Raw genomic sequence first — 17,435 nt, 5'->3', positions numbered from 1 at the left:
CCTTCCGGAGAAGAGCGGCCCTCGTGGTCGTGCTTCGAGGATCAGACCCCGTAGTACAGCTCGAACTCGAAGGGGTGCGGACGCTGGGCCAGCGGCTTGATCTCCTTCTCGCGCTTGTAGTCGATCCAGGTGTCGACGAGCTCCTGGGTGAACACGCCGCCCTGCAGCAGGAACTCGTGGTCGGCCTCGAGGGCGGCCAGGGCCTCCTCGAGCGTCGCGGGGACCTGCGGGATGAGCTTGGCCTCCTCCGGGGGCAGCTCGTACAGGTCCTTGTCGACGGGCTCGTGCGGTTCGATGCGGTTCTTGATACCGTCGAGACCCGCCATGAGCTGCGCGGCGAACGCGAGGTAAGGGTTGCCCGAGGCGTCGGGGGCGCGGAACTCGATGCGCTTGGCCTTGGGGTTCGTGCCCGTGATCGGGATGCGGATCGACGCGGAGCGGTTGCCGGCCGAGTAGACCAGGTTGACCGGAGCCTCGAAGCCCGGGATCAGGCGGTGGTACGAGTTGACCGTCGGGTTCGTGAACGCGAGGACGGCGGGGGCGTGCTTGAGCAGGCCGCCGATGTACCAGCGGGCGATGTCCGAGAGGCCGCCGTAGCCGTTCTCATCGTAGAACAGCGGCTTGCCGTCGTTCCAGAGCGACTGGTGGGTGTGCATGCCCGAGCCGTTGTCTCCGAAGAGGGGCTTGGGCATGAACGTGGCGGTCTTGCCCCACTGCTCGGCTGTGTTCTTGACGATGTACTTGAACTTCAGGATGTCGTCCGCCGAGTGGACCATCGTGTCGAAGCGGTAGTTGATCTCCTGCTGCCCGCCGGTGCCCACCTCGTGGTGCGAGCGCTCGAGGATGAGGCCGGCGTCGATCAGCTTGAGGCAGATGTCGTCGCGGAGGTCGGCGGTCTTGTCGACCGGCGAGACGGGGAAGTAGCCGCCCTTGTAGGGCGTCTTGTTGCCGAGGTTGCCGCCCTCTTCGACGCGGCCGGAGTTCCAGGCGCCCTCGACCGAGTCGACGACGTGGAACGCGGCGTTCTGGGTGACCTCGTAGCGGACGTCGTCGAAGATGTAGAACTCGGCCTCGGGGGCGAAGAACGCGGTGTCGGCGATGCCGGTCGACGCGAGGTACTTCTCGGCCTTCTTGGCGACCTGACGCGGGTCCTTCGAGTAGATCTCGCCGTTGCGCGGGTTGTAGATGTCGAAGACGAGGATGAGCGTGCGCTCGACGCGGAACGGGTCCACGTAGGCCGTCGTCACATCGGGGATCAGCTGCATGTCCGACTCGTGGATGTTGGCGAAGCCGCGGATCGACGACCCGTCGAACAGCTGGCCGACGGAGAAGAACTCCTCGTCCACGGTCGAGGCGGGAATGTTGAAGTGCTGCTGGACACCGGGGAGATCGGTGAACCGGATGTCGAGGAACTTGACATCCGTGTCCTTGATGAACTTGAGCACCTCGGAAGAATCTTTAAACATGCAAAGGTCTCCAATGGCATAACGGGTTGCTGCGGGACGCAGCCGTCCCAGGGTAGTGACAGGGGGTTTCCCTCCCGTGTCCCGTTTGTTTCCGGCGTGTTACGGAGCGCGCGGGGACGCCTCGCGGCGGACTCCCGACCGGCTCCGACACGCCGAGGATAGGATCGGGGGATGCCATCGGACGCGCGCAGGACCTTCGGAGATGTCGGCCCCAGCTCGTGGCCGGGTGAGCGCCTCGGGCTGCCCGAAGCGGGGCGGATGTCGGTGGGCCGCGTCGGGCGCCGCGTCGCCGCCCTCGCCGTCGATCTGGCGGTGTCCGCGCTGCTGTCGCTGGCGTTCTTCGACTACGACCGCTGGGCGAGCCTGATCCTCTTCGTCGTGCTGCAGGCCGTGTTCATCCCGACCATCGGGGGCAGCATCGGCCACCGTCTGCTGGGGATGCGGGTCATCCGCCTCGGTGGCGGCTGGGTCGGCGTCTGGCGCCCCCTGGTGCGCTCGGTGCTCCTCGCGGTCCTCGTTCCCGCGCTCGTCTGGGACTCGGACCAGCGCGGCTTCCACGACAAGGTCGCCGGCACGGTCCTCGTCCGCTACTGACCCGCGACGACGACGAGCCCGCGCCGTCATGGGCGCGGGCTCGTCGTCGTGGCAGTGGTCAGCGGGAGCGCTGGGGGCGGACCTTGAACGGGTCGACGCCCTTGGGGATCGGCAGAGAGGTGTTGAGGGACGCGAGCCGGTTCTTGACGGCCAGCACCTCGGCCTTGGTCAGGACCTTCTTGGTCTTCGCAAGGGTGCGCGGGACGCGGTGCAGCGGGACCGCGTCGGCGTCGGGACCGACGTGGACGAACGTGACGGGGACGTTGGGGAGGATGCGGGTGACCTTGCGGCGCTCGTCGTCGAGCATGCGCTTGGTGCGACCGGAGGGGCCCTCGGCGATGAGGACGACGCCCCCGCGGCCGACGGCGCGGTAGACCGCGTCCTGCGTCTTGCCGTTGACGGCGACGGGCATCTCGCCACCGGTCCAGCTGCCGCGGAGTCCGCTGCGCAGGACGGCGCCGACGGCACCGGGCTGACCGGCGATCTGTCCGTAGGCGGCCCGCTCCGCCCGGCGCGAGAGCACCGCGAGGCCGGCGACGAGGCCGGCCATGACGCCGACGAGCACCCAGAGGGCGATGACGAAGCCGTTGCCGTCGCCGAGCAGGATCCCGAGGATCACGCCGACGAGAACCGGCAGGAGGGCGGCGAGGAGGATGATCCAGACCGCGCTGCTGTCGTAGCGGCGGGTCATCTGGAACACCTGCCACATCTGCTTGAGACGTCCGGGTTCCTTGACCGCCTTCGTCGACGGTTCCGTGCTGCGTGCCATGGGGTCAAGGATACCGAGCCGACCCGCGGTGGGGGACCGATAGCCGGGATCGGACGTCCTCCCCAGGCACGACGGCGCCGGATCCTTCCACGGACCCGGCGGATCCGTCGTACTCCGGCCCTCCGACCGTCCAGTGTCGGAGCATGGGATCAGGTGGGCGGACCGTGGCGCGCGAGACCGAGCGGCTGGGCGACCTCGAGATCGTCGGATCCACTCCGCGCGGGGCGCTCGTCGTCGGAGACGACGGCAGGCGGTTCTCGGCGCTGGTCCGGTCGAGGCAGGCCGCCGAGCAGGCGCTGCGCGGACCGCTCGCGATACTGCCCCGCCACGAGCACCGGGAGTCCCTGGTCGACGTCGGGGTCGTCCCCGGCGGGCTCGTGCTGCTCACGGAGCCGCCCGTGATCACCACTCTGGGCAGGATCCTCGCCTCGCACGAGCCGCTGTCGGCCGGCGTCGTCGTCACGGTGCTCGGCCCGGTCATCGAGGCGGTCCGCGCGGCGGCCGGCAGCGGTGTCGATCTCGTCGTCGGAGCGGACACGATCGGCCTGACCAGCGACGGCGCACCGGTCGTGCTGGTCGCCGACCTCACTGACTCGAAGGAGACGCCGGCCGAGGCCCTCCGGAGCCTCCTCGCGCGCTGCGCAGGGGCCTGCGTCGATCGACTCGTGGTCCCGGAGCACGGGTCGGAGCTGGAGGCGCTCGAGGCCTTCCTCTACCGGGTCGCCCCTCCGCGACCGCTCGGCAGTCTCCTGCTGGCCGAGCCCGCCACCGCGGAGTCGCTCGTCTCGGGGCCGGTGCCGAGACGGCCGTGGGCGCCGGGCACGGTACTCCGGCGCGCCCGGAGCGCTGCGGCGGTCGTCCACCGCCGACGGGCGGCTCCGGCGGAGGCTGCGAGCTCGACGCCGGAGTCACCCGGGCGGCATCGGCGGAGCCATCCGCTCGACGGCTGGCAGGAGCGCCTGCTCGGAGTCGCGAGGACGCACCGCGGGCCGCTCGCCGCCGGGGTCGCGATCGTCCTCGGAGCGGCCGTCGCCTCCGCCGTCAGCGCAGGTCCTGCGACCGACCGCGCATCGCCGGTCCCGGTGACCGCGTCCTCCGCCGTCCCGTCGCCGATCGCGACGCCTCCCGACGCGGGAACGAGTCCGGAGTCGGCAGCTGAGGAGCTGGTGTCGGCGGCCTCGGCCTGCATCGGAGCGGGCGCGCCGTGTCTCGCGGCACTGACGACCGGCGACTCACCCCTGCGCGCCGATGACGAGACCGAGGAGGCACTGATCCCCGACGGATCCGAGATCCGCGCCGTTCTGGCCGATGAGAACGGCGGCTCGGCGCTCGTGTCCCTCGAGTCCTCAGCGGGAACGACAGCGGCCTCCGTCCTGATCATCAGGACGGAGGCCGGCTGGCTCATCCGCGACGTCTTCTCCGGTGATCCTCCCTAGGGGAGGTCACCGACGTCGGCGGGTCAGATGCCGAGGTCGTTCTCGAACGAGCCCTCCTCGAGGCGCTCCTTGATGGCGACGAGGAACCGAGCGGCGTCGGCCCCGTCGACCGTGCGGTGGTCGTACGACAGCGCGAGGTAGACGGTCGAGCGGATCGCGATGGCGTCCTGACCGTCGACCTGGACGACGGCCGGCTTCTTCGCGACGATGCCGGTCCCGAGGATCGCGGTCTGCGGGAGGAACACCACGGGGGTGTCGAACAGCGCGCCGCGCGAGCCGGTGTTGGTCAGCGTGAAGGTGCCGCCGGCGAGCTCGTCGGGCTTCAGCTTGTTGTTGCGGGTGCGCTCGGCGAGGTCGCCGATCGTCGAGGCGATCTGCGCGAGCGAGAGGTCGGCCGCGTTCTTCAGCACCGGGGTGAGGAGTCCGCGCTCGGTGTCCACCGCGATGCTGATGTTCTCGTGGTCGGGGTAGACGATCGAGTCGCCGTCGAGAGTCGAGTTGATGACCGGGTAGGCCTTCAGCGCCTCGGCGGCGGCGAGAGCGAAGAACGGGAGGAAGGACAGCTTGGCGCCGGTCTTCTCCTGGAAGGTCTTCTTCACGGAGTCGCGGAAGCGGGCGACGGCGGTGACGTCGACCTCGACCACCGAGGTGAGCTGAGCGGTCGACTGCATCGACTCGACGGCGCGCTGGGCGAGGACCTTGCGCAGACGCGACATCGGCTGGGTGGTCCCGCGCAGGGGCGAGGTCTCGAGCGGCGTGCGCGCGGCCTTGGCCGCAGCGGCGGCGGGGGCCGACACGGGCGCCGGAGCCGACTTGGCGGCCTCGACGGCGTCGAGGACGTCCTGCTTGCGGATGCGGCCGCCGACACCGGTACCGGTGAGGGTGGTCAGGTCGATGCCGTGCTCGCTCGCCAGCTTGCGGACGAGGGGCGTGACGTAGCCCGGGTTCGAGTCGGTCGGTTCGGGAGTCGCGGCGGGTGCCGGCGCCGAGGCTGCCGGGGCCGCGGGAGTGGCCGCGGCGGGGGTCGGAGCCGGGGTGGACGGCGCGGGGGCCGAGACCTCGGGGGCGGGCTTCGCGGCGGCGGGAGCCGGCTCGGGCTCGGCGGGCGCGGGGGCCTCGTCGTCGCTGTCGGCGTCGACCGAGGGGGTCGCGACGTCGGTCGACTCCTCCTCGGCGGCGGCGACCTCGGGGGCCTCCTCCGCGGGGGCCTCGGGCTCGGCCGCAGCGGCGGCACCCGAACCGTCGCCGATGCGCACCAGCTCCGCACCGACCTCGACGGTCTCGTCCTCCTGGACGAGGATCTCCTCGATGACACCGGCGATGGGCGACGGGATCTCGGTGTCGACCTTGTCCGTCGAGACCTCGAGCAGGGGCTCGTCGACCTCGACGCGGTCCCCGACGTTCTTCAGCCAGCGGGTGACCGTTCCCTCAGTGACACTCTCTCCGAGTGCCGGGAGGCTGACGGATTCGCTCATGAGCCTGTCTCCTTAAGACGCGTTGTTCGATCTTCAGTGTATTGAACCGGGAGCAGCGGGTCGCCGCTCTCGGTGGTTCTAGAGGGCGTGCAGCGGCTTCCCGGCCAGAGCGAGGTGCGCCTCGCCGAGCGCCTCGTTCTGGGTGGGGTGCGCGTGCACGAGAGGGGCCACGTCCTCGGGATGGGCTTCCCAGTTCACGATCAGCTGGGCCTCGCCGATCAGCTCGCCCACCCGCGCGCCGACCATGTGCACGCCCACGACCCGTCCGTCGACGAGCCGGACGACCTTGACCGACCCGGTGGTGCCGATGATGGTGCTCCGCGCGTTGCCGCCGAGGCCGTAGTCGTAGCTGGCGACGCGGTCGGCGCCGTACTCCGCCACGGCGAGGTCCTCGGTGAGTCCGACGGAGGCGACCTCGGGGTCGCTGTAGGTCACCTTCGGCACGTTGACGTCGGCGACGACCTGCGGGCCGAGCCCGGCGATCTCCTCGGCGACGAAGATCCCCTGCTGGAAGCTGCGGTGCGCGAGCTGGAGGCCGGGGACGATGTCGCCGACCGCGTAGAGACCGGGGACCGAGGTCTGCAGGCGCTCGTCGGTGACGACGTAGCCGCGATCGAGGGTGACACCGACCTCCTCGAAGCCGAGGCCGGCGGTGACAGGTCCGCGCCCGACGGCGACGAGCAGGAGGTCGCCCTCGAGGCTCGCGCCGGACTCGAGCGAGACGGTGACCGAGTCTTCGCTCTGCGAGACGGACGAGACCCGGGAGCCGAGGGTGAAGGCGATGCCGCGCTTGCGGAACGCGCGCTCGAGCTGCTTGCTGGCGCTCTCGTCCTCGTTGGGCACGAGGTGGGGGAGGGCTTCGACGATCGTCACCTCGGCGCCGAAGGACCGCCACACGCTGGCGAACTCGACTCCGATGACGCCGCCGCCCAGCACGATGACGCGCTCGGGGACGTGGTCGAGCTCGAGGGCCTGGTCGCTGGTGACGACGCGACCGCCGATCTCGATGCCGGGCAGCGTCCGCGAGGACGATCCCGTCGCGAGGACGACGGAGGTGCCGTGCAGCACGTGCTCGCCCACCGAGACCGTGGTCGGTCCGGTCAGGCGTCCCTCGCCGTTCACGACGGTGATGCCGCGCGAGGACACGAGGCTCTGCAGCCCCTTGTACTTGCCCGCGACGACTCCCTCGCGGTACCGGGTCACTCCGGCGATGTCGATGCCCTGGAACGAGGCCAGGACTCCGTACTTCTGCGCGTCCTTGGCGCCGTCGGCGAGCTCCGCCGCGTGCAGGAGCGCCTTCGTGGGGACGCAGCCGCGGTGCAGGCAGGTGCCGCCCAGCTTGTCCCGCTCGACGATCGCGACGCTCATGCCGAGCTGGGTCGCACGGAGGGCCGCCGCGTACCCGCCGCTGCCACCACCGAGCACGACGAGGTCGTAGCGCTCTTCCGACACCGAGTGACTCCCTTGCGACGTGCGGTTCCCTCGCCTCCTCAGCCGTACCGGCGCGATGCGCTCGGGGCCTGAGAAGGGGGACGAGGCGGGATCTCCCGCCCCGTCGACCCTACTACGCGCTCGCGAAGTGCTCGGCCAGGGCGAGCAGCGCCCGCACCGAGACACCGGTCGGGCCGCCGGCGGTGAAGCCGTGCGCCCCGCCCCCGTTGTTGGCGGCGCCCGCGATGTCGAGGTGCACCCACGGGATGGTGCTCGCCTCGTCGCCCTCGCCGCGCGTGCCGACGAACTCGCGGAGGAAGTGGCCCGCGATCAGCATGCCGCCCGCCGTGTTCCCCGGCTTGACGTTGGCGATGTCGGCGACATCGGAGTTCAGCAGGGGGCGCAGCTCCGCGGGGAGCGGCATGTGCCAGAACGGCTCGCCCGCCCGGGCGGCGGCGGCCAGCACGGTGCGGATCAGCTCGTCGTCGCCCATCGCGGCCACGTAGCGGTTGCCGAGCGCGACCGACACGGCACCGGTGAGCGTCGCGACGTCGATGATCGCGTCCGGCTGCTCCTCGCTCGCCGCGACGAGGCCGTCGGCGAGGACGAGGCGCCCCTCGGCGTCCGTGTTGAGGACCTCGACGGTCTTGCCGCCGCGGATGATCAGGACGTCGTTGGGGCGGATCGCGGTGCCGGACGGCAGGTTCTCGGCGATGCAGAGCCACGCGGTGACGCGGACGGGGAGGCGCAGCTCGGCGACGGCCCGCACGACGGCGTAGACGGTCGCGGCTCCGGTCATGTCGTACTTCATGCCGACCATCGAGGTCGGCGGCTTGAGCGAGAGTCCGCCGCTGTCGAAGGTGATGCCCTTGCCGACCAGCGCCAGGTGGGTGCCCGCTCCGTCGGGGGAGTAGGCGACCTTGACGAGGCGGGGCGGACGCGAGGATCCGGCGCCGACGCCGAGGATCCCGCCGAAGCCCTCCTCCTCGAGCGCCTTCTCGTCCCAGACGGTGACCTCGAGCGGCAGCCCCTCGACCCCGCTCTGCACGGCCTCGGCGAGCGTCTGCGGGTAGAGGTGCGACGGCGGGGTGTTGACCAGGTCCTTCACTGTGGAGACGGCCCGGCCGATGGCCAGAGCACGCTCGAGGATCGCCGGGTCGGCGCCCTCCGGAGCGAGAAGGACGACGCTCTGGACGGGCTGCTTGACCGACTCGACCGTGCTGCTGCGGAACGCCGAGAAGGCGTAGGCGCCGAGCGCGGCTCCTTCTGCGACGGCGGCGAGAGCGCCCTCGGCGGCGACGGGCAGTGCCAGGGCGACGGAGGCGGTGCCCGCGAGCGAGCGCACGGCGAGCCCTGCGGCGGCGCGCAGCACCGTGTCGGAGGGGTCGGTCGACCCGAGGCCGACCAGGACGACGACACCCGCACGCAGCGGCGAGGGGACGCGGACCAGCGTCTCGACCGCTCCGGTCACCCCGAGGGCCGGAAGTGCCGCGGTGAGCTCGTCGAGACCCTCGGCGCCGACCAGCCGCGGACCGTCCGGACCCGGCGCGACCCCGAGGACGAGGGCGTCGGAGGCGATGTCGGAGACGGGGACGGTCGTGAACTCGAGTGAGGAGAGGGGCATGCGCGCAATGCTAGGCGCTGTTCGCTGAGGGCTCAGCGCGGTCGCCCGGGGGTCGGAGCACCGCCGTCTACAGTGGATCGCATGCTGGATCCGGAAGACCTGTTCGAGATCGAGGGCGACCTGTCGGAGGTTCCGCGCGGGCTGCACCTCGTCGCCGGGCTCACCGGTTTCGCCGACGCGGGGGGCGCCGTGGGACAGCTGGGGGAGTACCTCCTCGACACGCTGCAGCACCGCGTGATCGTCGAGTTCGACCAGGACCAGCTGCTCGACTACCGCGCCCGACGCCCCATCATCACCTTCGATCAGGACCACCTGACCGACTACCGTCCGGCGACGCTCCGCCTCTCGCTCGCGCACGACGAGCTCCACCAGCCGTTCCTGCTGCTGACCGGCTTCGAGCCCGACTTCCAGTGGGAGCGCTTCACGCGGGCGATCGTCGCGCTGATCGACCGGCTCGAGGTGGCGAGCACCACGTGGGTCCACGCGATCCCGATGCCGGTCCCGCACACGAGGCCCGTCGGCGTCACGGTGAGCGGCAACCGCGAAGACCTCATCGAGGCGATGTCGGTGTGGAAGCCGCACACCCAGGTCCCCTCGAACGTCCTGCACCTGCTCGAGTACCGGCTGTACGAGCGCGGGCTGTCGGCGGTCGGCTTCGCCCTGCTCATCCCGCACTACCTCTCCGACACGGAGTACCCGCAGGCCGCCGTCGCTGCCCTCGAGAGCATCTCGGCATCGACCGGCCTCATCTTCCCGACCGATCGCCTGCGCGAGAGCGGCCGCGAGTTCCTCGCGAAGGTCGACGAGCAGGTCGGCGGCAACGAGGAGCTGCAGAAGCTGGTCGCCGCCCTCGAGGCGCGGCACGACACCTACATGGAGGGGACGAGCCTCCGCTCGCCGCTCACCGACGAGGACGGGTTCGTCCCGAGTGCCGACGCCCTCGCGGCCGAGCTCGAGAAGTTCCTCGCGATCCGCCGCCCCGGGGACGAGCCCGCCGCCTCCTAGCCGCGGGAGCCCGCTTGCTAGGCTCGGACGAGTGCGATCTTCTCGAGCCTGGTTCGTCTTCGGTGCCGGAGCGTTCGCGTATCTCGTCGCGGTGCTGGACCGCACCACCCTCGGCGTGGCCGGCGTCGACGCGGCCGACAGGTTCGGCGTGGCGGCGGCCGTCCTCTCCTCGCTCGCCGTCGTCCAGCTGATCGTCTACGCGGCGATGCAGATCCCGGTCGGGATCCTGATCGACCGGTTCGGGCCGAAGACGCTGATCCTCAGCGGGACGGCGCTGATGATGGCCGGCCAGATCGTCTTGGCGGTCGCCCCCTCGATCGGCGTCGCGATCGGTGGCCGCATCCTCGTGGGAGCCGGGGACGCGGCGATCTTCACCTCCGTCATCCGGCTCACCGTCACCTGGTTCAGCGGACCACTCGTCCCTCAGCTGTCGCAGTGGATCGGCAACATCGGGCAGATCGGGCAGATCCTGTCCGCCCTGCCGTTCGCCGCGCTCCTGCACTCCGCCGGCTGGACCCCCGCCTTCCTCTCCGCCGCGAGCCTGGGCGCCGTGTCGTTCCTCGGCGTGCTCCTGCTCGTGAACGACGTCCCGCCGCGCACGGAGCCGATAGTCCTCGTGCCGCCCACCCTGCGGGCCACGATCGCGCAGCTCGCCGTCAGCCTGAGACGGCCGGGCACGCAGCTCGGCTTCTGGTCGCACTTCGTGACCCAGTCGTCGGGGACCGTGTTCACGCTGCTCTGGGGCTACCCGTTCCTCGTCTACGCGATCGGCCTCCCGCCGAGCCAGGCCGCTCCCACTCTGACGATCGTGGTCGTGGCCGGCATCGTGGTCGGTCCTCTGCTCGGTGTGCTGACGGCGAGGCATCCGATGCGCAGGAGCAACCTGGTCATCGGGATCGTCTCGACGATGGGGATCGCCTGGACCGTCGTCCTGCTCTGGCCCGGTGTCCCGCCGTACTGGCTGATCGTGCTTCTGCTCGTCGTGATCGGCGCGGGCGGGCCGGGCTCGATGATCGGCTTCGACTTCGCCCGCACCTTCAATCCGAAGCGGAGCCTCGGCGCGGCGAACGGAGTCGTCAACGTCGGCGGGTTCCTCGCCAGCTTCACGATGATGTTCGCGATGGGCCTCGTCCTCGACGCCCTCGCCGGTCCCGGCGCCGACTCCGCCGAGCTCTACTCGATGGAGCACTTCCGTCTCGCCTGGTGCGTGCAGTACGTCGTCGTCGGCGCAGGAGTCGTCGGACTCGTCAGCGCGAGGCGCAGGACGCGCCGTCGTCTGGCCGAGGACGAGGGAATAATGGTGGCCCCTCTCTGGGTTGCACTGAGTGATCGGCTGCGTCGCGGGCGCTCGGGGCGCTGACCGCCGCTTCGGCTCCGTCCCGCCGCACTCCTCTCGGAACCGCCGCCGCTCCGGTGCGTCCTGATCGGCGTTCCGGCGGATCCGCGCTCGCCGAACGGCTCGACGGCACGATCCCACTACCCAGGCGTGCAATAATTGTCAATAGGACCCGTTCGGGTCGAGGAGCACCATGCCCACGTCGGGCGTGCGACGTCCCCGACTTGACATGGGTCCTCGTAATGCCCACCGACGGACGACGCTCACTCGGCGCCGTCCGCTACCGGGACGCAACGGATGGAGAGGTGCCGCCATGGCCACCAGGACTACCAAGACAGCAACGCTCGACGCCGTCGACGACGACGCGACGACGACCACGCCCAAGAAGCCGGCCGCGCGCAAGCCCGCCGCCGCGAAGACCCCGCGCGCCCGCGCCTCCGCCAAGACGGCCGCGCCTGCCGCCGACGAGGAGACCGCCGACGCTCCCGAGCCCGACGAGGCCGAGGTCGCGGAGGACGACGAGACCGAGACGGTCGCCGACGAGCCCGAGCCCGAGGCCAAGGACGACACCGAGACCCCGGACAGCCCGGCCGTGGCCGTGGCCGCGCCCGCGGAGCCGCTTCCGAGCGGAGCCCTCGTGCTGTCCTTCGGCGGCGACGACGACGAGGTCCCGGTCTACTCGACCGCGATCACCGGTGCGACCGCCGACCCGGTCAAGGACTACCTGAAGCAGATCGGCAAGGTCGCGCTTCTGAACGCGGCCGAGGAGGTCGAGCTCGCGATGCGCATCGAGGCCGGCCTGTTCGCCGAGGACAAGCTCGCCAACTCGAGCGACCTCAGCCCGGAGCTCGTCCGCGAGCTGCGCTGGGTCGCGAAGGACGGGCAGCGCGCGAAGAGCCACCTGCTCGGTGCGAACCTCCGCCTCGTCGTGAGCCTCGCGAAGCGCTACACCGGACGCGGGATGCAGTTCCTGGACCTGATCCAGGAGGGCAACCTCGGTCTGATCCGCGCCGTCGAGAAGTTCGACTACACCAAGGGCTTCAAGTTCTCGACCTACGCGACGTGGTGGATCCGCCAGGCGATCACCCGTGCGATGGCCGACCAGGCGCGCACCATCCGCATCCCGGTGCACATGGTCGAGGTCATCAACAAGCTCGCCCGCGTGCAGCGCCAGATGCTCCAGGACCTGGGCCGCGAGCCCACGCCCGAGGAGCTCTCGCGTGAGCTCGACATGACCCCCGAGAAGGTCATCGAGGTCCAGAAGTACGGTCGCGAGCCGATCTCGCTGCACACCCCCCTGGGTGAGGACGGCGACAGCGAGTTCGGCGACCTCATCGAGGACACCGAGGCGGTCGTCCCGGCCGACGCGGTCGGCTTCACGATGCTGCAGAAGCAGCTCGAGTCGCTGCTCGACTCGCTCTCGGAGCGTGAGGCGGGCGTGATCCGCATGCGCTTCGGCCTCGGTGACGGCATGCCGAAGACCCTCGACCAGATCGGCGACACGTTCGGCGTCACGCGCGAGCGCATCCGCCAGATCGAGTCGAAGACGATGGCCAAGCTCCGCCACCCCTCGCGCTCGCAGTCGCTCCGCGACTACCTCGAGTAGGCCGGTGATCCGCTACGCGCCGGCGGTCCTCCTGGGGAGGGCCGCCCGTGTCGCAGCGCGGCTGCGCAAGCCGGGCGGCGGCTCCGCCGTTCCCGGGCTCGTCGTCAACCGCGTCGCACCCGGGTTCCTCCCCGCCGTCCTCGGCGGCTTTCCGGAGGGACTCGTCGTCGTCACCGGCTCGGCCGGCAAGTCGACGACCACCAAGATGCTCGTCGCCGTCCTGCGCGCGCACGGGCTGAGCGTCTTCACGAACCCCTCGACCGCGAACATCGCGCAGGGCCTGACCTCGGCGCTCCTCGAACGGGCGGATCTGCGCGGCCGCATCGACGCGGACATCGCCGTCCTCGAGATGGACGAGGGCCACGGAGCGCGCCTCGCTCCCCGCATGAGCCCGCGGGTCGTGCTGCTGACGAACGTCGTGGTCGACCAGATCGACCGCTTCTTCGACCCGGCGATGGTCGCCCGCATGCTCAGCACCATCGCGACACGGGCGACGGGCCCGGTGGTCCTGAACGCGGACGACCGGCACGTCGCCGAGATCGCGACGACGCTCCCCGCCGACGCTGTCCGCTGGTACGGAGTCTCCTCCGAGGTCCGCAGCGCGGCCACGGGCGGGCTCGGCTACGCGGCCGACGCCGATCCGGTCGCGGATCGCGCGACCACCGTCGTCGAGACGACGTCGGGTGCGGCGGCCACGATCGTGAGCGACGGCGCTTCCCTGCCGGTGCGGCTGCCCGCGCGCGGTGTCCACTACGCGGTCGACGCCGCCGCCGCCGTCTCTGCCGCGCGGGCCGTGCTGGGCGAGCGCTTCGACGCCGGCACCGCCTCCGCCGCCCTCTCGTCGATCGATCCCGTGTTCGGTCGCGGCGAGGTCGTCACCGTGCGCGGGCAGGAGGTGGAGTTCGTGCTCGTGCAGAACCCCGCGAGCTACCGGCTGAACCTCGCGGAGATCCCCGAGGGCACCGATCAGGTGATGCTGGCGATCGGATCCGACGTCCGCGATCCGTCCTACTTCTGGCCCGTCGACACGGCGAGGCTCGGACGCGTGCGCGTGGTGTCCGGATCGAAGGCCCACGAGGCGGCGCTCCAGCTGCGCTATGACGGAGTCGCGATCGACGCCGTCGACGAGGATCTCGGCCGCGCCCTGGACACGTTCCTCGCGCTTCCCGCGCCCGCCTCCGGCCGTAAGACCATCGTCTTCTCGGCCGACTCGATGCGCCGCACCCGTGCGCACCTGCAGCTCGCCTCGAACCGCGAGGAGGACTCGTGACCGCTCTCCGCATCGGCGTTCTGGCGCCGGAGGTCCTCGACAGCAACGGGGACGCCGCCAACGCGCGGGTCCTGGTGGCGCGGGCGCGCTGGGCGGGGCTCGACGCCGAGCTCGTGCCGCTCCGCTCGGTCGACGATGTCACCACCCGCACGGACGTCGTCGTCGCGGGGACCGGCGCCGACCAGGATCTGCCCGTCGTGCTGGAGCTCCTGCGCGACATCGGCTCCGTGCTGAAGGGCTGGGTCGCGGACGGGACCGAGATCGTCGCCGTCGGAGCCGGCTGGCAGCTCCTCACCGAGTCGTTCACCACACCCGAGGGCGTCGTCGGCGGTGTCGGAGTGTTCCCCGGGCGCTCGGTCGCGGGGGAGCGGGCGACCGACGACCTCGTGGTCTCGTCCGGAGCCGACGTACTGGTCGGCTTCGAGAACCATGTCCGACGCGTCGACGGCATCGACCCGGCGCACGTCCTCGGCGCGGTGCTGCACGGAGTCGGAGACGGCCGCGGCGTCGAGGGGTACCTGAGCGGCGGACTGCTCGGCACCCACCTGCACGGTCCCGTCCTCGCGAAGAACCCGGTACTGGCGGATGCGATCCTCACCAGGGTCGCCGCTCGTCACTCCCTCGAGTACTCGACGACGGACGATCGCCTCCGTGCCGCCGATGAAACAGCACGAGCCGCTCGCGAAGTGATCGCGAAGCGGCTCGGTGTCTCCCGGTAGGACGCCTGAGCGTCGGACCGACAGCGGTCGAGGACTAGGGGCGCTGCTCTTCGAAGAGCCGCGCGGACTCGTCGTGCCAGCTCTGAGCGATGCTGGAGAGCTTCTCCTGGTACTTCTTGCCGTGGTGCGAGCAGAAGAGGAGCTCTCCGCTGTTCACGACGACCCGGATGTACGCCTGCGCGCCGCAGCTGTCGCAGCGGTCGGCGGCTGAGAGCTGGTGGGCGCCAGCGAGTTCGTCCACGCCGTTCTGGGTTGCTGTGGTCGACATGACTTGGCCTCCTGCACTCGTTCTTCGACTTCTTCTGTCTGGTGCAACCATCAAAGCACGCGATTGTTTCCGGGTAGAGACGATCCCGCGGCATTTCGCTGTGCGCGTAGGTGCCCCAGCACACTGGACCTCGCACGGCCTGCCGCGCCTCGGCCGGGGACGGACCCGCCGAAAGTAAACTGATCGAATGGCCTCCTCCGATTACTCCGCCCGGCACCTCTCCGTCCTCGAGGGGCTCGAGGCGGTCCGGAAGCGTCCGGGCATGTACATCGGCTCGACCGACTCGCGCGGCCTGATGCACTGCCTGTGGGAGATCATCGACAACTCCGTCGACGAGGCGCTGGCCGGGCACGGCTCCGAGATCAGCGTCGTGCTGCACGCCGACGACAGCGTCGAGGTCCGCGACAGCGCGCGCGGCATCCCGGTCGACCTCGAGCCCAAGACCGGCCTCACCGGCGTCGAGGTGGTCTTCACCAAGCTGCACGCCGGAGGCAAGTTCGGCTCCGGCTCGTACGCGGCCTCAGGTGGTCTGCACGGTGTCGGCGCCTCGGTGGTCAACGCCCTGTCGGAGCGTCTCGACGTCGAGGTCGACCGCGACGGCCGCACCTACCGGATGTCGTTCCACCGCGGGGAGCCCGGCCGCTTCGCCGACGCCGGCGGCGAGCCGACTCCGGATGCGCCGTTCACCCCCTTCGAGAACGGGTCGGAGCTCGATGTCGTCGGCAAGGTCAAGCGGGGCGTCACCGGAACCCGCGTGCGGTACTGGGCCGACCGGCAGATCTTCACCAAGGGCGCGGCGTTCCAGACCGACGACCTCGTCACCCGCGCCCGGCAGACCGCCTTCCTGGTCCCCGGCCTGACGATCGACATCGTCGACGACCGCGAGGCCGAGCGTCGCGCCGAGATGTTCCGCTACGACGGCGGGATCTCGGAGTTCGTCGAGTTCCTCGCCCCCGACGCGGCCGTGACCGACGTCCTCCGGCTGACCGGCACGGGCACCTTCACCGAGACCGTCCCCGTGCTCACTCCGGGCGGTGCGATGGTCCCCACCGAGGTCGAGCGCTCGTGCGAGGTCGACATCGCCCTGCGCTGGGGCACCGGCTACGAGACCGTCGTGCGCAGCTTCGTCAACATCATCTCGACGCCCAAGGGCGGCACGCACCAGACGGGGTTCGAGCAGGGGCTGCTGAAGCTCCTCCGCTCGCAGGTCGAGGCGAACGCCCGGCGCCTCAAGGTGGGCTCCGACAAGCTCGAGAAGGACGACGTCCTCGCGGGGCTGACGGCGGTGCTCACCGTGCGCCTGCCCGAGCCGCAGTTCGAGGGCCAGACGAAGGAGGTGCTCGGCACGCCGGCCGTGCGCGCGATCGTCGCGCAGACCATCACCTCGACCCTCGGCGCGATCTTCTCCTCGACCAAGCGCGAGGACAAGGCACAGATGTCGCAGCTGCTGGAGAAGCTCGTGGCCGAGATGAAGTCGCGGATCTCGGCGCGCGCCCACAAGGAGACGCAGCGGCGCAAGAACGCCCTCGAGTCCTCGTCCCTGCCGGCGAAGCTCGTCGACTGCCGCAGCAACGACGTCGAGAACAGCGAGCTCTTCATCGTCGAGGGCGACTCCGCCCTGGGGACTGCGAAGAGCGCGCGCAACAGCGAGTACCAGGCGCTGCTCCCCATCCGCGGCAAGATCCTGAACGTGCAGAAGGCGAGCATCGCCGACATGCTCTCGAACGTCGAGTGCGCATCGATGATCCAGGTCATCGGAGCGGGCTCGGGTCGATCGTTCGATCTCACGGCGGCGCGCTACGGCAAGATCATCCTGATGAGCGACGCCGACGTCGACGGCGCGCACATCCGCACCCTCCTGCTGACCCTGTTCTTCCGCTACATGCGACCGCTGGTCGAGGCCGGGCGGGTGTTCGCCGCGGTGCCGCCGCTGCACCGGGTCGTCGTGATGAACGCCGGCAAGAAGCCGAACGAGACGATCTACACCTACTCCGAGAAGGAGCTGCAGAGCGTGCTGGCGGCGCTGGCCAAGGCGGGGAGGCGCTATCAGGACCCGATCCAGCGATACAAGGGCCTCGGCGAGATGGACGCGGATCAGCTCGCGACCACGACGATGGACCGCTCGCGCCGGACGCTGCGCCGGGTGCGGGTGGCCGACGCCGAGAACGCGGGGCGCGTCTTCGAGCTGCTGATGGGCAACGACGTCGCTCCCCGCAAGGAGTTCATCGTCCGGGGCTCCGAGACGCTCTCGCGGGACCGCATCGACGTCTGACGCACTTCCGGGTGCGGTCTGCAGGAGCGCCAGAGGTGAGGTCTGCAGGCGACCCGGCGCGGAAGGTGCTTCCCGCCGCGTGGGAGAACCGCGCGGAGGAGCAGCTCCTGCGAATCGCACCTCGGCGCGCCAGAGGTCCCACGGCACACGCCGCGCGGGACCCG

General features: G+C 70.7%; 14 protein-coding genes. 8 read left to right on the top strand and 6 right to left on the bottom strand.

The genetic code is table 11. From position 1 onward, the window contains the following. Positions 1-41: 41 nt before the first annotated feature. Positions 42-1,466: a type I glutamate--ammonia ligase gene (gene glnA / locus GRS96_RS11885; RefSeq protein WP_159853733.1), complete on the bottom strand. Its 1,425-nt coding sequence runs from the start codon at positions 1,464-1,466 to the stop codon at positions 42-44. Positions 1,467-1,637: 171 nt separating this feature from the next. Between glnA and GRS96_RS11880 the strand changes: the two genes are divergently transcribed. Continuing rightward, entirely contained in the window at positions 1,638-2,060 is a 423-nt protein-coding gene (locus tag GRS96_RS11880) for an RDD family protein (protein WP_159853731.1), read from the top strand. 58 nt (positions 2,061-2,118) lie between these two features. Here the strand turns inward: GRS96_RS11880 and GRS96_RS11875 are convergent, their stop codons facing one another. After that, positions 2,119-2,829, bottom strand: a complete 711-nt coding sequence (locus GRS96_RS11875; protein WP_159853729.1) for a DUF4191 domain-containing protein — start codon at positions 2,827-2,829, stop codon at positions 2,119-2,121. 164 nt (positions 2,830-2,993) lie between these two features. Between GRS96_RS11875 and GRS96_RS11870 the strand changes: the two genes are divergently transcribed. Beyond that, the gene (locus GRS96_RS11870) at positions 2,994-4,265 is read left to right on the top strand and encodes a hypothetical protein (protein ID WP_159988545.1); all 1,272 of its coding nucleotides are present in this window, start codon (positions 2,994-2,996) and stop codon (positions 4,263-4,265) included. A 23-nt stretch (positions 4,266-4,288) separates the two neighbouring features. Here the strand turns inward: GRS96_RS11870 and sucB are convergent, their stop codons facing one another. The 3 genes from sucB to GRS96_RS11855 form a co-directional block, all read right to left on the bottom strand. Beyond that, positions 4,289-5,740, bottom strand: a complete 1,452-nt coding sequence (sucB, locus tag GRS96_RS11865) for a 2-oxoglutarate dehydrogenase, E2 component, dihydrolipoamide succinyltransferase (RefSeq protein WP_159988544.1) — start codon at positions 5,738-5,740, stop codon at positions 4,289-4,291. 78 nt (positions 5,741-5,818) lie between these two features. Then, positions 5,819-7,192: a dihydrolipoyl dehydrogenase gene (lpdA, locus tag GRS96_RS11860; protein WP_159988543.1), complete on the bottom strand. Its 1,374-nt coding sequence runs from the start codon at positions 7,190-7,192 to the stop codon at positions 5,819-5,821. Positions 7,193-7,304: 112 nt separating this feature from the next. Continuing rightward, on the bottom strand, positions 7,305-8,795 hold the full coding sequence (locus tag GRS96_RS11855; protein ID WP_159988542.1) for a leucyl aminopeptidase: 1,491 nt from the start codon (positions 8,793-8,795) through the stop codon (positions 7,305-7,307). A gap of 81 nt (positions 8,796-8,876) precedes the next feature. Between GRS96_RS11855 and GRS96_RS11850 the strand changes: the two genes are divergently transcribed. From GRS96_RS11850 to GRS96_RS11830, 5 genes are all read left to right on the top strand, one after another. After that, positions 8,877-9,800: a proteasome assembly chaperone family protein gene (locus tag GRS96_RS11850; RefSeq protein WP_159988541.1), complete on the top strand. Its 924-nt coding sequence runs from the start codon at positions 8,877-8,879 to the stop codon at positions 9,798-9,800. A gap of 31 nt (positions 9,801-9,831) precedes the next feature. Next, positions 9,832-11,160 (top strand): MFS transporter, encoded by a 1,329-nt coding sequence (locus tag GRS96_RS11845; RefSeq protein ID WP_159988540.1) that lies wholly within the window; start codon positions 9,832-9,834, stop codon positions 11,158-11,160. A gap of 289 nt (positions 11,161-11,449) precedes the next feature. Continuing rightward, positions 11,450-12,742 carry an RNA polymerase sigma factor gene (locus GRS96_RS11840; RefSeq protein WP_159853715.1) on the top strand — a complete coding sequence of 431 codons (1,293 nt, stop codon included), beginning with the start codon at positions 11,450-11,452 and terminating at the stop codon, positions 12,740-12,742. A gap of 4 nt (positions 12,743-12,746) precedes the next feature. Continuing rightward, positions 12,747-14,012: a Mur ligase family protein gene (locus GRS96_RS11835; protein WP_159853713.1), complete on the top strand. Its 1,266-nt coding sequence runs from the start codon at positions 12,747-12,749 to the stop codon at positions 14,010-14,012. Further along, complete coding sequence (locus tag GRS96_RS11830) at positions 14,009-14,731, top strand: cobyric acid synthase (RefSeq protein ID WP_159853711.1); 723 nt, start codon at positions 14,009-14,011, stop codon at positions 14,729-14,731. Before GRS96_RS11835 ends, GRS96_RS11830 begins: the two co-directional genes overlap by 4 nt. A 34-nt stretch (positions 14,732-14,765) precedes the next feature. Here GRS96_RS11830 and GRS96_RS11825 read toward each other — a convergent pair whose 3' ends face one another. Next, positions 14,766-14,999, bottom strand: a complete 234-nt coding sequence (locus GRS96_RS11825) for a DUF7455 domain-containing protein (protein ID WP_056043754.1) — start codon at positions 14,997-14,999, stop codon at positions 14,766-14,768. Positions 15,000-15,186: 187 nt separating this feature from the next. Between GRS96_RS11825 and GRS96_RS11820 the strand changes: the two genes are divergently transcribed. Beyond that, on the top strand, positions 15,187-17,271 hold the full coding sequence (locus GRS96_RS11820; protein ID WP_159853709.1) for a DNA gyrase/topoisomerase IV subunit B: 2,085 nt from the start codon (positions 15,187-15,189) through the stop codon (positions 17,269-17,271). Positions 17,272-17,435 lie beyond the last annotated feature (164 nt).

The organism is Rathayibacter sp. VKM Ac-2803, from assembly GCF_009807175.1.
Taxonomy (GTDB): Bacteria; Actinomycetota; Actinomycetes; order Actinomycetales; family Microbacteriaceae; genus Rathayibacter.
Note: the sequence above shows the minus strand (reverse complement) of the source record. Positions and strands in the feature narration are given on the sequence as shown.

Bases quoted from the DNA above. Each gene is read 5' to 3' on its own strand.
- GRS96_RS11820 (WP_159853709.1), top strand. From the start codon at position 15,187: ATGGCCTCCTCCGATTACTCCGCCCGGCACCTCTCCGTCCTCGAGGGG.
- GRS96_RS11855 (WP_159988542.1), bottom strand. From the start codon at position 8,795: ATGCCCCTCTCCTCACTCGAGTTCACGACCGTCCCCGTCTCCGACATC.
- glnA (WP_159853733.1), bottom strand. From the start codon at position 1,466: ATGTTTAAAGATTCTTCCGAGGTGCTCAAGTTCATCAAGGACACGGAT.
- sucB (WP_159988544.1), bottom strand. From the start codon at position 5,740: ATGAGCGAATCCGTCAGCCTCCCGGCACTCGGAGAGAGTGTCACTGAG.
- GRS96_RS11875 (WP_159853729.1), bottom strand. From the start codon at position 2,829: ATGGCACGCAGCACGGAACCGTCGACGAAGGCGGTCAAGGAACCCGGA.
- GRS96_RS11840 (WP_159853715.1), top strand. From the start codon at position 11,450: ATGGCCACCAGGACTACCAAGACAGCAACGCTCGACGCCGTCGACGAC.
- GRS96_RS11825 (WP_056043754.1), bottom strand. From the start codon at position 14,999: ATGTCGACCACAGCAACCCAGAACGGCGTGGACGAACTCGCTGGCGCC.
- GRS96_RS11850 (WP_159988541.1), top strand. From the start codon at position 8,877: ATGCTGGATCCGGAAGACCTGTTCGAGATCGAGGGCGACCTGTCGGAG.
- GRS96_RS11880 (WP_159853731.1), top strand. From the start codon at position 1,638: ATGCCATCGGACGCGCGCAGGACCTTCGGAGATGTCGGCCCCAGCTCG.